The following is a 15,437-nucleotide window of genomic DNA, read 5'->3' as shown; positions in this document are numbered from 1 at the left end:
ATCCTGAGAAAACATGCGTTAATATGAAGATACAACTTTGCAATACCCTTGCATTGCATTAATCCGTATATTTGCAATAGTGAAAATTGCGTGCTACATATTAAGCTTTTACTTTATCGTCCTTTCAGGGATGGCCTGTGCGGATACAGTGCCACTTAAGGATAGCGAGAATAGTATTACAGTAATCAAAACTGCGAATGATAATCACAATCATGACCACAATCAGGGTTGGGACGGTTGTTCTCCATTTTGCGTATGCCATTGTTGCCATGTGCATTTTTTATCAACAGCAGGGGTTGATTTCACACACCTCGTGAAACTTTCTGCGGTTTACACTTCTTATTTTCAGGATTTCAGAAGCATTGAAATCTCTGGATTTATCAAGCCCCCCAAATCATAATTCTTCTTGTCTTGCAGGATAAGTATGCCCTGACGATAAGTCCTTTTAACAGGACTGAGTAAGCATTTTACTGATCCGTCAGGCATTTTCTTTTAATGGGCCTTTAGTACTCAAAGGCAAAAATTCATTGTGTTCAATTTTATCCAAAAGTTGAAAAAATTGAATAAAAGCAAAACGAAAAAAAGGAAAGAAAGAAGGAAGAAAGTCACCGTCAAACAGATCCTAAAGTGGTTTTTTATTGTGTTGGTCAGCCTGATCCTTTTGGTAGCGATTGTAGCACGGTTCCATCACTTCTTCTCCGTCCATATCAAATAATTAAAAGTCGTATGATCAATAAAATCATATCGTTCTCAATAAAGAACAAATTCATCGTGGGCCTGCTTACGCTCGCCCTCATTGGCGTGGGGATATACTCCATGTCAACGGTCAATCTGGGTTCCGTCCCGGACATTACCAATAACCAGGTCCAGGTAATTACTGTCTCTCCAAACCTGGCCACAGAGGATATAGAGCAGTTTGTTACCTATCCGGTGGAACTGGCCATGGGCAACCTGCCGGGGGTGGATGAAATCCGGTCTATTTCCAGGTTTGGCCTGTCGGTAGTCACTATTGTTTTTGAAGACGATATGGGTACCTATCTGCCCAGACAACTGGTACAGGAAAAACTGAACGAATTAAAAGAAACCATTCCGGAGAAATTCGGAAGCCCGTCAATGGGTCCCATTTCCACCGGTTTAGGCCAAATTTATGAATACACAATACAACCACAAGAGGGTTATGACTCGCTGTATTCTCCTATGGAGTTGCGCACAATCCAGGATTGGATTGTAAAAAGACAACTGACCTTGCTTGATGGTGTGGTTGAAGTGAATTCTTTCGGTGGCTATATCAAGCAATATGAGGTAGCCATCAGCCCGGATAAACTCAATGCGCAGAATGTGAGCATCTCTCAGGTATACGAGGCTCTGGCGAGAAATAATGTCAATACCGGGGGGGCTTACATTGAGAAGAACAGGATGTCCAATTTCATCCGAGGAGAAGGATTGGTGCGCTCTCTGGATGATATCAGAAAAATCGTCATAAAAACAGAAAATGGAATCCCAGTTACGGTAGGTGATGTCGCCTCCAAAGTACACTTCGGTAATCAGGTACGGTATGGAGCTTTCACACAGGATGGAAAGGAAGCTGTCGGGGGTATCATTATGATGCTGAAAGGATCTAATCCCAATGCGGTAATCCAAAATGTAAAAGAGCGTATGGCCGAGGTAGAAAAGTCTCTTCCCGAAGGACTAACTATTTACACGATCATTGACCGAAGTGACCTGATTTCCAGAACGACAGACACCGTAAAAACGAACCTCCTGGAAGGGGCGTTGATTGTAATTTTTGCCCTGGTAATTCTATTGGGTAGTGTCCGTGGTGGTATTATCACTGCAACCACCATTCCGCTTTCACTGCTGTTTGCTTTCATTCTGATGAAGCAGTTTAATGTATGGGCTAATCTCATGAGCCTGGGAGCCATTGACTTTGGGATCATCATAGACGGGGCGGTGATCATCATTGAAGGTACGGTGTATGAAATCCAGAAACGCATCCGATCAGGGAAAATTAAGTTCAATCAGGATGTGATGGATGAGGTGGCTTATGATGCAGGCAGTACCATGATGAGTTCGGCATTTTTCGGACAGATTATCATTCTTATTGTATTTGCCCCTATACTATTTCTCACCGGTGTGGAAGGTAAAATGTTTCAGCCTATGGCCTACACCTTTGGTTTTGCCATGATTGGTGCCATTATCCTATGCCTAACTTACGTACCGATGATGTCGGCCTTATTTATGAAGCCTATTCAAAACAAAAAGAACTGGTTTGGACGATTTGAACGCTGGCTGGAAAGGGTAAGTGATAAAATCATTGGTGGTATTCAAGAAGCTTACCTGCCCTTGCTAAAAAGCGCACTGCGTTTTAAAACAATTGTGATTATCGTAGCTATTGTGCTGCTGGGAGCAGCCGGGTTCATTTTTTCACGGATGGGAGGTGAGTTTGTGCCACAGCTTGATGAAGGAGATATTGCTATGCAGGCTCTCATCAGGCCCGGAAGTTCTCTAAGTGAATCAAAAGAGGTATCTATCAGGATTGAGAACCTTTTGATGGAAAGCTTCCCTGAAATAAAAACAGTAACTGCCCGGATCGGGGTGGCGAATATCCCTACCGACCCTATGCCGATGGATATAGCGGATATGTATCTCATTTTAGAAAAAAATAAAGACCAATGGGTTTCTGCTGAAACTAAGGACGAGCTAATTGATAAGATCAAGGACAAACTCGATGAACAACTTGTTGGCGTTAACCTGGTCTTTACCCAGCCTGTAGAGTTACGTTTTAACGAGCTACTTGAAGGAGTCCGAGAAGATATTGCGGTTAAGCTGTACGGTGAGGATTTAGAAATTTTGGCGACTAAGGTGCAGGAAATGGCCGATATTATTTCTACTGTACCGGGTGCTGGTGATGTAAACCCCGAACGTACATCAGGACTTCCCCAAATGACGGTTCGTTACAACCGGGATAAAATTGCCCAATATGGATTGGACATTCAAAAGCTTAATGAGTATGTGAGCTCTGCCTTTGCCGGTGGTGTGGCCGGGGTGATTTTTGAGGGAGAAAAAAGGTTTGATCTGGTCATCCGCTTTGACGAGGCACATCGCAAAAGTATTGATGACCTGCGAACACTCTACATTGATCTGCCCGATGGTACTCAAGTGCCGATAAAAGAAGTGGCAGATATCAGCTATGTGCCTGGCCCCATGCAGATCTCGCGGGACAATACTTATAGAAGAACCTATGTAGGGGTGAATACAAGGGGAAGAGATGTAGAGTCAGTAGTAAATGACATTCAGGAAAAGTTGGATGCAGAACTGGATTTACCCCCAGGCTACTACATTACTTATGGAGGTGAATTCGAAAATCTACAAAGGGCTAAAAGCAGATTAACGATTGTTGTGCCAATAGCACTGTTTCTGATTTTCGTTTTACTTTATTTCGCACTTGAATCATTTTCTCAATCCATTATGATTTACATCGCCATACCCCTGGCAGCTATTGGAGGTGTATTTGCCTTATGGATAAGAGATATGCCCTTTAGTATTTCAGCGGGTGTGGGCTTTATCGTGCTTTTTGGAGTAGCGGTGTTGAATGGCCTGGTACTGATCAACCGATTCAATTCACTAAAAGAAGAAGGTGTCACCAGCATCAGAGAGCGTATTCTTACGGGAACCAAAGAGCGGATCAGGCCCATTATGCTTACAGCCACGACTGATATATTTGGTTTCCTGCCGATGGCTTTCTCAGGATCAGCTGGAGCAGAAGTGCAGCGACCATTGGCCACCGTAGTCATTGGTGGCATGCTTACCGCTACATTGCTTACACTGGTAGTACTTCCGGTACTTTACACTTTTGTAGAAGGAAGAACTGACAGAAGAAAAGGCCTGAAAGCACTGAATGCTAATGTGATCATTGCTCTAATCGTTTGTGGTGGATTTTTAGGGTTACCGGCTGTAGCGAATGCACAACAGCAGGAACAAGAGAAAGACAGCCTTCCAACGATTACATTAGAACAGGCGAGAAAGCGCGCAGTAGAAAATTATCCTAAAATTCAATCGGCACGTCTGGAAATTGAAAGCCAACAGGCCTTAAAGAAAACGGCATGGGATTTTGGTAACACACAGGTGTTTACCGGAAAAGAAGAAGTGGGCAATGGTTCGGATGGGGTGTACACACAATTCGGTATTCAGCAACAGCAGATTGATATTTTCGGAATAGCTCCAAAATTGAAATTACAAAAAGAACGGGTAGCACTTGCTGAGAAGGCGCTTGACCTATCCGTGATAGAGCTGGAAAGGGAAGTAAGCCAAGCCTGGGCGATGGTGTATGCCACCAAAAACAACTACCAGGTTTATGAGCAGTTGGATTCGGTTTTTACCGATATTGAAAGAGCCGCACGAATTCGTTTGGAAACGGAAGCTACCTCCAAGCTGGAATACCTTGCCACTTCCAACCAGGCCAATCAGGTACAGATACAGAAGGAACAGGCTTACCGGGATTATCTCAGTGCCTTGCAGCGACTCAACCTGTGGTTTGCCTATGATACCCTATTTACCGTGCCGGATGTTCCAGCTTCCCAATTGGATGAACCGCTCAATTATGTGGCTGATTCTTTGATGAACCATCCGTTGCTGAATGTATCAAAACAACGGTTGGATGTAGCGGACGCCACCATAAAAGAGATTCGTTCGCAGTTTTTACCTCAATTGCAGGGGCAGTATGGCCGGCAGCAGATAGCCGGGCAATCAGGATTTTATCAGTACCAGATCGGTATTCGGATTCCCTTGTTTTTCGGGTCTGAACTTGGTAGGACACAGTCGGCCAAAATCCAGCGGGATATAGCCGGACAAAACCTTCGACAAAACCAGATGGAATTGAATGCGGCCTATCAGGGAATAAAAGAACAGTACCTGAAATGGCTCAATTCATGGAACTACTACCGGGATGAAGCACTACCATTGGCCCAGGAGCAAAGGGACGGAGCTATTTTGGCTTATCGGGAAGGTGCTATTGATTATGTGACCTTCCTACAAAACATTAGGGATGCCATTCGCATAGAGGTAGACTCCTGGAATGCCTTTGGTAGTTATCTGGACAGTCGCTACCAACTGGAGTACTACTTAAAAACAACAAACTAATGATGGAATTGAAAGTCAAAAATAAAATCAGACAAATAATAGAAGAAGTGAAAAAGCAAATTATATATATAGTTGCACTAGTACTTATGGTGTCGGTGTTTACAGGTTGCGGCAAAAATTCGGCTGATGACTCAGGTGAAGCTTCTCACGAAGAACACAGTGAGGGCGAGGCTGGGCACGAAGGTGAAGAAGGAAATAATGAAGAACGGATGGCCGAGCTTCATCTTTCGGACCTCAAATTTGAAAGTCTAGGCATCAAGATTGACACACTACCCACCCGCTCACTATCTGGCGTGGTAGAAGCAAATGGTCAGTTAGAAGTGCCGCCTCAGCATGAGGCGACCGTTACGGCTATTCTGGGAGCCAATGTTACTTCCATCAAAGTGATTGAAGGAGATCAGGTGAGCAAAGGGCAAGTATTGGCCTATCTCTCCCACCCCAACCTGACCACGTTACAGACTGACTATGTACGGGCTTACAGCCAACTACAGTTTCTGGAAAAAGAAAATCAACGGCAGAAAAGGTTATATGAGGAGGAAGTCGGTTCCGGAAAAACTTATCAGCAAATACAGGCGGACTACCAGGCCATGAAGGGTGAGGTGAAAGGCTATGAAGCCCAATTGAAGCAGCTAAGCTTGAATGTGAAAAAAGTACAGAGTGGTGATATCTATCAATACGTACCAGTGGTTAGTCCAATTGATGGATACATTGAAAAAGTAGAGGTTCAGATTGGGCAATATGTTGATCCTCAGACCGAGATGTTCATGATTGTCAATATCGACCACATACATGCGGATTTGATGGTATTTGAAAAGGACGTTCACAAGGTTAAAATAGGACAGGAAATTGCCTTTACCGTGGAATCCATTCCGGGTACTACGCTTTCAGCCAAGATTTATTCTGTGGGTAAACAATTTGAACAAAACCCTAAGGCAGTACATGTGCATGCCGAAATAGATCAAAAAGAAGATTTTCTGATCCCGGGCATGTATATCAATGGTAAAATAAGCACAGGAGACAATCAGGTTAAAGCCTTACCTGAAAGTGCCATCATAGAAGAAGAAGGCAAGCCTTTTATTTTTATGGCGGAAGCACATGAAGACGATGGAAAGACCGAATGGGCATTTAAAGCCATAGAAGTACGCACCGGTATAACCGAAGACGGTTGGGTAGAGATCAGATTATTAGAACCACTTCCTGACGGTACCCAGGTAGCATGGAACAATGCCTATTACCTGATTTCTGAAATGAAGAAAAGTCAGACCTCTCATGGTCATTAAAAGAGTTGCAAAATGCAGTTGGCAAGAAAATTTGTCAACTGCATTGCTAAACTAGAAGACAATAAAAAACAAAGACATGAAGGAAATAAAAGCATATATAAAACCGAAAAAAGTACAAATAGTTGTTGACTCCCTGCGCGATGCAGGTTTTGAGAGTGTAACGCTATCTAAAGGTGAAGGAACCGGGGCGCACCGACAAAAAGATGCTTCCCCTTCATTAGACTTTCATTTTACCGATAGCCCGATTGTAAAACTGGAGCTGGTTTGCCAAAACGAAGAAATGGAAAAAGCGGTACAGTTGATATGTGGAAAAGCTCAAACGCCTGAGCCGGGTGATGGGATTATTTACGTCTCTGAAATAGATGATGCGTATAGAATAAAAACAGGTGATTCTTTAAAAGAATAATCTCAAGCAAATGATAAAGGATTTAGAACAAACCCTAAAAGCACATCATATAAAACCTACTGCTATGCGGCTGTTGGTATTAGAGTACCTCATGGGTAGGGAAGCAGCGGTAAGTTTGACCGATCTATATCAAGACTTTGAGAAATCGGACAGGACTACTATTTATAGAACACTAAAGGCTTTTGAAGATAATGGATTAGTTCATAGCATAGATGATGGTACAGGTGTGCCTAAATACGCCTTGTGTGAAGAAGGTTGTAAATGTGAGATAGAAAGAGACTTACACCTGCACTTTCACTGTAGAGTATGCGGACAAACCAAATGCATGACCAGTTATAAAATTCCTGAAGTGGAGTTGCCTCCGAAGTATGTCCCTGAAGAGGCCAACTTAGTGGTAAAAGGTGTTTGTGATAATTGCTCAGAGAATAAATAGAGAGATTATGGAGAAACTACAAATAAAAATACCTCTTCTTCTGCCCGAAGTACCGGATGAGAAAGATCAGTGTGTGCAAAAACTTATTCAACAGCTTCAGGATAAAGAAGGCCTTGAAAAAGTGCATGTAGCAGACGAAACAGACAATGGCGTACCTCAGCTATGCTTTCATTACGACCCGGAGTTGATCTCCATCGATCGTATCCAGTTGTTGGCAGAGCAAAGCGGCGCTGAAATCACGCAGAAATTTGGACATAAACTCATAGAAGTAGAAGGAATTCGCCATACCCGCCACGCCCGTCGTATAGAGCGTGACCTTAGGGATATAGCAGGCATTATGGAAGCCTCCGTATCGGCATCCGGCATGGTGCGGATAGAGTATGATACGGCCCAGGTGGATGAGGCGGAAATAATGAAAGCGTTGAGAAAAGAGGGGCTTGATGTACCAGATACCCAGGTAAGTGCCGAACGTTTTCTTGAGAAGGTAGAAGAAACTAAAAAAGGTGAAGGTAAAAAGGAACATGACCATGAGGAAGGTGAAGATCATGAACATTCCCATGGCGGTATTTTTGGTAAAAATACGGAACTGATTTTTTCTATTATCTGTGGAACACTGTTGGGCATTGGTTTTGGACTTTCTTACATAGAAGCTGTTCCCTCCTGGGTAAGCCTTTCCCTTTACATTGCAGCGTATTTCTTTGGCGGCTATTTTACAGCTAAAGAAGCCATTCAAACTGTGGCAAAAGGAGGTTTTGAAATTGACTTCCTTATGCTCGTGGCAGCCATTGGAGCGGCTATTCTGGGCGAATGGGAAGAAGGTGCCTTATTGTTATTCCTGTTCAGCATGGGGCATGCACTGGAACACTACGCCATGAACAAAGCCCGTAAATCCATTGCTGCTCTAGCAGAACTCGCTCCTAAAACGGCATTGCTTAAAAGAAATGGTAAGACCGAAGAAGTCGGTATTGAGGAATTGAGCATAGGTGACATCATTGTGGTGAAGCCCAATAGTAAAATCTCAGCCGATGGCGTGGTTGTAAGCGGTACAAGTAGTGTAAATCAGGCTCCTATCACCGGGGAAAGTGTGCCGGTGGATAAAGAACCGGTGGATAATCCCGATAAAGACTGGTCGGAAGAAAAAGACATCAAAGACGAGAACCGTGCTTTTTCGGGTACCATCAATGGCAACAATACGCTTGAAATTAAAGTGATTAAGGTAGCGAAGGATTCTACACTCTCCCGCTTGGTGAAACTGGTGAATGAAGCCCAGACCCAGAAATCACCTACGCAGCGCCTCACCGACAAATTTGAGAAGTATTTTGTGCCTTCGGTATTAGTACTGGTCGTGCTGCTCAATTTTGCTTTTCTGGTAATTGATGAAACGTTTAGCGAAAGTTTCTACCGTGCAATGGCCGTATTGGTGGCCGCCAGCCCTTGCGCTTTGGCCATAGCCACCCCAAGTGCAGTGCTAAGCGGAGTTGCAAGGGCAGCCAAAAGTGGAGTACTTATTAAAGGTGGTCGTCCGTTAGAAGATTTAGGAGTACTAACAGCCCTGGCTTTTGACAAAACAGGAACACTAACGGAAGGCAAGCCCAAGCTCACCGAAGTAATTGCTTTGGATGATGTAAACGAGGAAGAACTGTTGAAAATAGCAGTAGCTGTAGAAGCCTTAAGCGACCATCCACTGGCAAAAGCCGTGGTTCGGGATGGAAAAGAGCGATTGGATGGTGTTGACATACCCGAGGCGAAAGATCTGGAAGCTGTGCTTGGGAAAGGGATCAAAGCCACCTTGGGTGATGACAAAGTATACATTGGCAATCTGGACCTGTTTGAATCCCTGGATGATAATACGCCAGAGAAGGAAACAGAAGAAAAAGTAAAGTCCCTGGAATCAGATGGCAATACTACCATGCTGATCCGTCAAAATGACAAATACATCGGCATCATTGCCTTGATGGATACGCCCAGAAAGGAAGCAAAAAACACGCTAGAACAATTAAAAAAACTGGGTATCAAGCGAATGATCATGCTTACCGGAGATAACCAGAAAGTAGCCGATGCAGTAGCCAAAGAAATAGGGCTTACAGATGCCTGGGGCAGCTTGCTGCCAGAAGAAAAAGTTGAGGCCATTAAGAAACTCAAAGAACAGGAATCCAAAGTGGCGATGGTAGGCGATGGCGTGAATGACGCCCCGGCCATGGCAAATAGCACCGTGGGCATCGCTATGGGGGCAGCTGGCAGCGATGTTGCTCTGGAAACTGCGGACATTGCCCTGATGGCCGACAAGCTGGAAACCTTGCCTTTTGCCATCGGTTTAAGTAGAAAGGCCAAAGGCATTATCAAGCAAAACCTCTGGGTTAGTTTGGGAATAGTAGCTATTTTAATACCCCTGACGATTTCAGGGATTGCAACCATCGGGCCTGCCGTTTTGATTCATGAAGGTTCCACCTTGGTGGTAGTCTTTAATGCGTTGAGATTGTTGGCTTATAAGAGAAACTAAGGAATCTATATTGCCATTTTGAGGAATGTATTTTAGTATTTGCTTAAATACACAAACTCACTATCTTTGTTCTTATGGATAACAACTCTTGCATAAGACAACAGGCGGATATTGAACAGATAAAACGCTGCCAGGATAGAGTTTCAGAACTAAACGAGACATTTGACTATTTGTCTATTGGACTTTCTTTGGCAGGTAACAATGTGAGATTAAAAATCTTGTATCTGCTTTATCAAGAAAAACAGCTTTGTGTCTGTGACTTGAGTGACATTCTTGGGATGAACATCTCTGCAGTATCTCAACATTTACGAAAACTGAAAGACAGAAAGCTCATTCAGACTGACCGAGAAGCCCAAACCATTTTTTACTCATTGGAAAAAGCATACGAAGAATTGATGAACCCGTTCTTCAAAATTCTTGATGAAAACAAAAAATTAGAAACGGCATGAAAACAGATAAAAAACTAGTCGGAGCCGGGCTTTTGACAGCTATTGCAGCCTCGTTATGTTGTATAACGCCCGTATTGGCACTTATAGCAGGATCAAGTGGCATTGCATCTGCTTTTTCCTGGCTTGAACCATTCAGACCGTATTTAATTGGCCTGACGGTTTTGGTTCTTGGCTTTGCCTGGTATCAGAAATTGAAACCTCTCTCCCGGGAAGAAATAGAATGCGCTTGCGAGAATGACGAAAAACCAAAATTCATCCAATCCAAAACATTCCTGGCAATTATCACCGTTTTTGCCACACTAATGCTTGCCTTCCCCCTATATGCAGATGTTTTCTATCCGAAACAAGATAAACAGACAATGGTAGTTGAAAGGGCCGACATACAGACGGTTGAGTTTACAATCAGAGGAATGACCTGCAACGGGTGTGCAAAGCACGTAAAACACGAAGTGAACAAACTTGACGGAATAATAGAAGCCAGTGCTTCCTACGAAAACAGAAATGCCATAGTGCAATTTGACCAAACAAAAACCAACGAAACGGAAATTGTAAAGGCAATTAACTCAACTGGCTATGAAGTAACTGACCAAAAACAAAAATAATTTGATATGAAAAAATATGATGTTTTTATTATTGGTTCAGGAATGGCCGGAATGACCGTTGCCAACAAATGTGCTTCCAAAGGACTTTCAGTCGGAATTACCGACGAACTGCCCTATGGTGGAACTTGTGCTTTAAGAGGCTGTGACCCAAAAAAAGTACTTATCGGAGCAACCGAGGTGGTCAACTTCGCGAAAAACCTTCAAGATAAAGGAGTGAAAGGTGTACCATCTGTCAATTGGCAAGACTTGATGGCCTTTAAACAATCCTTCACTGAACCAATGCCTTCTAAAATAGAAAAGGGATACAAAAAGAATGGGATCGAGATGTTTCATTCATCGGCCAAATTTGTAGGAGAAAATCAGCTTATCGTTGGAGAATACAATATTAAAGCGGATAAAATAGTGATTGCTACTGGAGCTAAACCCAGAACACTTGGTATTCCGGGTGGTGAACATGCATTAACAAGTACGGACTTTCTTAACCTTGACCAACTACCTAAATCCCTATTATTTATTGGTGGCGGATATATTGCTTTTGAGTTCGCTCATATTGCCGCCCGTTGCGGTGCCGATGTAACCATAGTTCACCGAGGTACTTCCCCGCTTGAAAACTTTGAACAGGACATTGTTAAACATTTAGTTTCAGCAACGGAAGATTTGGGAATTCAAATAGTCCTGAATACAGAGGTAACGGGGATTACCAAAGAAAATGATGGGAACTATCAGGTTAGAGGCAAAGACAAGGATGGAGGTAAGGATTTTTCCGCAGCGGCAGTCTTTAATTCTGCAGGCCGAATGCCCGCCATATTTGATCTTGACTTAATGAAAGCCAACGTCAAATTCAGTAAAAAAGGAGTTGAAGTAAATGAATATTTGCAAAGCATTACTAATAAACATGTATATGTAGCAGGAGATGCAGCCGATACTAACGGACTACCTTTAACTCCGGTGGCAGTTATGGAAGGGCATATTTTGGCCTCTAACCTTATAAAAGGAAATCACAAAAGCTTTAATGACCAGGCAATGCCAACGGTCGTTTTCACAATCCCTTCAATGGCTTCAGTAGGTTTTACAGAGAAAGATGCAAAAACAAAAAGTTTAAATTTTAAAGTAAACTATAAATCTGTTCCTACTTGGTTTAACGCTAGAAGAATGAACGAAAAGCATTATGCCTTCAAGACTTTGATTGATAATGAGACCAATAAAGTTTTAGGAGCACATTTAATAGGCCCTCAAGCTGAAGAAACAATTAACTTGTTTGCAATGGCTATGAATGCCAGTTTAAAAACCAACCAAATAAAAAACATGATATTCTCCTATCCAACCCTTGCCTCTGACATATCACATATGGTTTAAAAATGAAAAAATGGAAGTTATCTTACAATCAATTATTACCTGCCCAAAATGTGGGTACCAAAAAGAAGAAGAAATGCCAACTGACGCTTGTCAATTTTTCTATGAATGTGAAAGCTGCAAGACCATTTTGAAGCCAAAAGCAGGAGATTGCTGTGTTTTTTGTAGTTATGGTTCGGAAAAATGTCCACCAATTCAGCAAGTCAAGAGTTGTTGCTAAAGAGCCATGAAGAAAAGCACATTCCATATCAGCAAAATGGACTGTCCCTCAGAGGAGCAGATGATCCGTATGAAGTTGGAACCTTATGATGAGGTAAAGCAGCTTTCTTTTGACATCCCCAATCGTAAACTGGAGGTATATCACACCGAAGAAGTTGAAAAAATCCATCAAGCCCTCAGTGAACTCAAACTCAATGACCGGCTGGAAAGAACGGTAGATGAAGCTGAGTTGCCATTGGCTGCTGATGAGTCAAAACAGCGAAAAATATTGTGGTGGGTGCTGGGCATCAATTTCGGGTTCTTTGTAGTAGAGATGACCACCGGATGGATATCACGCTCTATGGGCTTGGTGGCCGATTCACTGGATATGTTGGCAGATTCCATCGTCTATGGCCTGAGCTTATTTGCTGTTGGTGCAGCAATGTCTCGCAAGAAAAAAGTAGCCAAAATAAGTGGTTATTTTCAATTGGGACTGGCACTTTTAGGCTTTTCAGAAGTATTGCGCAGGTTTTTCAGCGAAAGCGGAACACCTCTGTTTCAATGGATGATCATCATATCAGTGCTGGCTCTTATCGGCAATCTGGTTTCGCTCTGGCTGATCAATAAAGCCAAAAGCGAGGAAGCGCACATGCAGGCCAGCGCCATATTCACCTCCAATGACATTACAGTGAATGGCGGAGTAATCCTGGCCGGTGTGCTGGTTTATTTTCTGGAAAGCAAATGGCCTGATCTGGCAATTGGAGGGATTGTTTTTGCATTTGTAATGAGAGGGGCCGTAAGGATTTTAAAATTAGCTAAATAAGTTGAACCAATAAAAATAGAAGAATGAGTGCATGGTTATGGGTAGGAGTTTTAGTAGCAGCTGCATGGGCTGCTCATTGGGGAGCTGACCAATTGCTTACTCCGCTCAAAATGTTGCGAAAACAATGGGGACTCACCGCTTCGGCAGGAGCTGCTTTTCTGGCGATTGTTACCGCAAGTCCCGAAGTCGCAATCAATATCACCAGTGCCGCCCGGGGTGTATCAAATATAGGCTTAGGAAACTTACTAGGTTCCAATATCATCTCCATTCCCCTCATGGTTACGATAGCCTATTTTGCGTCACGCAAACAATTCAAAAACAACCCCAAGCATCAGGAACACCTGGATGCTAATCTATTGGCTTTAAACAAGCGTTCCGTATCCGTTTTGTCACTTCCCTATTTGGGTATAATCGCACTGGTAGCTGTGTTAACCTTACCAAAAGCCTGGCGGGGCTTGCAACCCATTGACGGGTGGATTATGCTCGGGGCTTATGGTGCCTTTTTAATCCATGCTATTATCAAAGGACGAAAAGAAGGAGAAAAAGTAGAATGGACACAAAAGAAAATATGGCTTTCCATTGCTGGGGCATTTGCCATAGCGGCCGGGGCATTTTTCATTGTGAAAGCCACTGAGAACATCGTTTCGGTTTTGGGTATATCAGAGATTGTCGGAGGACTGTTCATCACCGGCATTATGACCACTGCCCCTGAAGTATTTAAGACCTGGAGTGTGGTAAAAGGTGGAGAGGTTACCGCAGGAACCACCAGCGTGATAGCCGACAATGCCATAACCATGACAGTTGCATTTTTCCCTTTGGCCCTGGTAACCACGCCAGTGGAGGATTTTCAATTGTATTGGGTCAACCTGGCTTTTGTAGTATTGATGCCATTGCTTTATTCAGTTTTTGTCCATCAGAGCAAGCAGCTTCATGGATTTAGCAAATGGCAAATATTCGTATTTGATGCAGCTTATGTCGCCTATTTGTTGATCATGGCGTTTTTCGTCTTAAAACTTTTTTAATCTATGGAAGAGCATTTATTCAAAGACTATAAGCACCGTCTCAACGCACTGGATAAGGATGTCAAGATGCTGGTTTTAAAACATGCCGAAGAATTCTACGTCCATGATAAATGCACAAAGGCAGAAGCCAGTGACCGGGCAATCGCGAAAGCTGAAATGAAAAAAAGAAATTTATAACTTAACTATAGACCACTATGCTACAGATAATGGGATTCACCAAAAACAACATAATAGCCACGAGGGCCGAGGATAACCTGACTGAAAAGGATATCCAGAAAATACATCCCTTGATTCATAACATTGTGAACCGTGGGCAAAAAGTACGGTGGTACTTTGAAATGGAGAATTTCTCGGGATGGAATATAAAGGGGTTATGGGAAGATATTAAGATGGATTTATCCCATGCTGAAAACTATGAAAAGATAGCCATGGTAGGTGAAAAGAAATGGCAGAATTGGATCAGGCAATTTATGAAACCGTTTACCAGCGCAGAGATCCGTTACTTTGATTTGGAAGAAAAAGATGAGGCAAAGGAATGGATCAGTCAGTAAAAAATAGCCAATCTGCAATAGCGTATATCCAGCAAACAGCCCGAAAGTTTCTGGATCGGGAAACAACCGGGGGGCTGCTTCTGATTGCAGCAACGATTATTGCCCTGGTGCTGGGTAATTCTCAATGGGCGGATGCTTACCATCACTACCTTAAAGATGAATTTCTCTTTGAGCTATCCGAGCATCTTAATTTTGGTTTGACCATTGAAGAATGGATCAAGGACGGGCTGATAGGCATATTCTTTCTGGTGGCAGGTATGGAGCTGAGGCGGGAAATAATGGTGGGTGAATTGTCGTCCTTTAAAAATGCTTCTACGCCTCTCTTGGGAGCACTTGTTAAAATGGTCGTACCTGCATTGTTTTTATTGCCCTGAATTTTGGTACGGAAAATATGAGTGGTTGGGGAATTCTGATGGCCACTGACATTGCCTATTCTTTGGGCATTATTGGGGTATTAGGTAAAAGGGTATCTGTACAGCTTAAATTCTTTTTGGTGGCACTGGCTATTGCCGATGATTTAAGAGCCATACTTGTGATAGCATTGTTTTACAGCAATGAGCTAAGTTGGTTGTATTTGGGTGCGGGGGCTTGGTATATTCATCCTCTTAATGCTATGTAACAGTTTTGGAATGAAAAACCTTCTCTGGTTTTCGATAAGTTCTTTTCTATAAAGAGACACCA

At 43.0% G+C, this 15,437-nt stretch carries 14 protein-coding genes and 1 pseudogene; all 15 read left to right on the top strand.

Annotated features, from left to right (window positions below; genetic code table 11):
* Positions 1–79: 79 nt before the first annotated feature.
* The 15 genes and pseudogenes from HUJ21_RS25130 (at position 80) to HUJ21_RS25125 (ending at position 15,375) form a co-directional block, all read left to right on the top strand.
* The gene (locus HUJ21_RS25130) at positions 80–400 is read left to right on the top strand and encodes a DUF6660 family protein (RefSeq protein ID WP_073094023.1); all 321 of its coding nucleotides are present in this window, start codon (positions 80–82) and stop codon (positions 398–400) included.
* A 326-nt stretch (positions 401–726) separates the two neighbouring features.
* Entirely contained in the window at positions 727–5,139 is a 4,413-nt protein-coding gene (locus HUJ21_RS23255; protein WP_291373262.1) for a CusA/CzcA family heavy metal efflux RND transporter, read from the top strand.
* Positions 5,139–6,419 (top strand): efflux RND transporter periplasmic adaptor subunit, encoded by a 1,281-nt coding sequence (locus HUJ21_RS23250; protein WP_291373261.1) that lies wholly within the window; start codon positions 5,139–5,141, stop codon positions 6,417–6,419. Before HUJ21_RS23255 ends, HUJ21_RS23250 begins: the two co-directional genes overlap by 1 nt.
* 76 nt (positions 6,420–6,495) lie before the next feature.
* Complete coding sequence (locus HUJ21_RS23245) at positions 6,496–6,825, top strand: P-II family nitrogen regulator (protein ID WP_291373259.1); 330 nt, start codon at positions 6,496–6,498, stop codon at positions 6,823–6,825.
* A 10-nt stretch (positions 6,826–6,835) separates the two neighbouring features.
* On the top strand, positions 6,836–7,258 hold the full coding sequence (locus tag HUJ21_RS23240) for a transcriptional repressor (RefSeq protein WP_291373258.1): 423 nt from the start codon (positions 6,836–6,838) through the stop codon (positions 7,256–7,258).
* Between the two features lie 7 nt (positions 7,259–7,265).
* Positions 7,266–9,758, top strand: coding sequence for a heavy metal translocating P-type ATPase (locus HUJ21_RS23235; RefSeq protein ID WP_291373256.1), 2,493 nt, complete (start codon positions 7,266–7,268; stop codon positions 9,756–9,758).
* 74 nt (positions 9,759–9,832) lie between these two features.
* A complete protein-coding gene (locus tag HUJ21_RS23230; protein WP_291373254.1) occupies positions 9,833–10,207 on the top strand; it encodes a metalloregulator ArsR/SmtB family transcription factor in 375 nt (124 codons plus the stop codon).
* Positions 10,204–10,809 (top strand): mercuric transport protein MerTP, encoded by a 606-nt coding sequence (gene merTP / locus HUJ21_RS23225; protein ID WP_291373252.1) that lies wholly within the window; start codon positions 10,204–10,206, stop codon positions 10,807–10,809. The genes HUJ21_RS23230 and merTP overlap by 4 nt, the downstream gene beginning before the upstream one ends.
* A 6-nt stretch (positions 10,810–10,815) precedes the next feature.
* Positions 10,816–12,165 carry an NAD(P)/FAD-dependent oxidoreductase gene (locus tag HUJ21_RS23220; protein WP_291373250.1) on the top strand — a complete coding sequence of 450 codons (1,350 nt, stop codon included), beginning with the start codon at positions 10,816–10,818 and terminating at the stop codon, positions 12,163–12,165.
* Between the two features lie 10 nt (positions 12,166–12,175).
* Complete coding sequence (locus tag HUJ21_RS23215; protein WP_291373249.1) at positions 12,176–12,382, top strand: GDCCVxC domain-containing (seleno)protein; 207 nt, start codon at positions 12,176–12,178, stop codon at positions 12,380–12,382.
* Between the two features lie 6 nt (positions 12,383–12,388).
* A complete protein-coding gene (locus tag HUJ21_RS23210) occupies positions 12,389–13,183 on the top strand; it encodes a cation diffusion facilitator family transporter (RefSeq protein WP_291373247.1) in 795 nt (264 codons plus the stop codon).
* 23 nt (positions 13,184–13,206) lie between these two features.
* On the top strand, positions 13,207–14,205 hold the full coding sequence (locus HUJ21_RS23205) for a sodium:calcium exchanger (protein ID WP_291373245.1): 999 nt from the start codon (positions 13,207–13,209) through the stop codon (positions 14,203–14,205).
* 3 nt (positions 14,206–14,208) lie between these two features.
* Entirely contained in the window at positions 14,209–14,382 is a 174-nt protein-coding gene (locus HUJ21_RS23200; protein WP_291373243.1) for a hypothetical protein, read from the top strand.
* 17 nt (positions 14,383–14,399) lie between these two features.
* Positions 14,400–14,756, top strand: a complete 357-nt coding sequence (locus HUJ21_RS23195) for an STAS/SEC14 domain-containing protein (RefSeq protein WP_291373241.1) — start codon at positions 14,400–14,402, stop codon at positions 14,754–14,756.
* Positions 14,741–15,375 (top strand): annotated as a pseudogene (locus HUJ21_RS25125) (Na+/H+ antiporter NhaA). Before HUJ21_RS23195 ends, HUJ21_RS25125 begins: the two are co-directional and overlap by 16 nt.
* Positions 15,376–15,437: the final 62 nt, after the last annotated feature.

Source organism: Cyclobacterium sp., from assembly GCF_014762705.1.
Taxonomy (GTDB): domain Bacteria; phylum Bacteroidota; class Bacteroidia; order Cytophagales; family Cyclobacteriaceae; genus Cyclobacterium.
The sequence above is the reverse complement of the archived record's forward strand: the minus strand, read 5'-3'. Positions and strand labels throughout refer to the sequence as shown.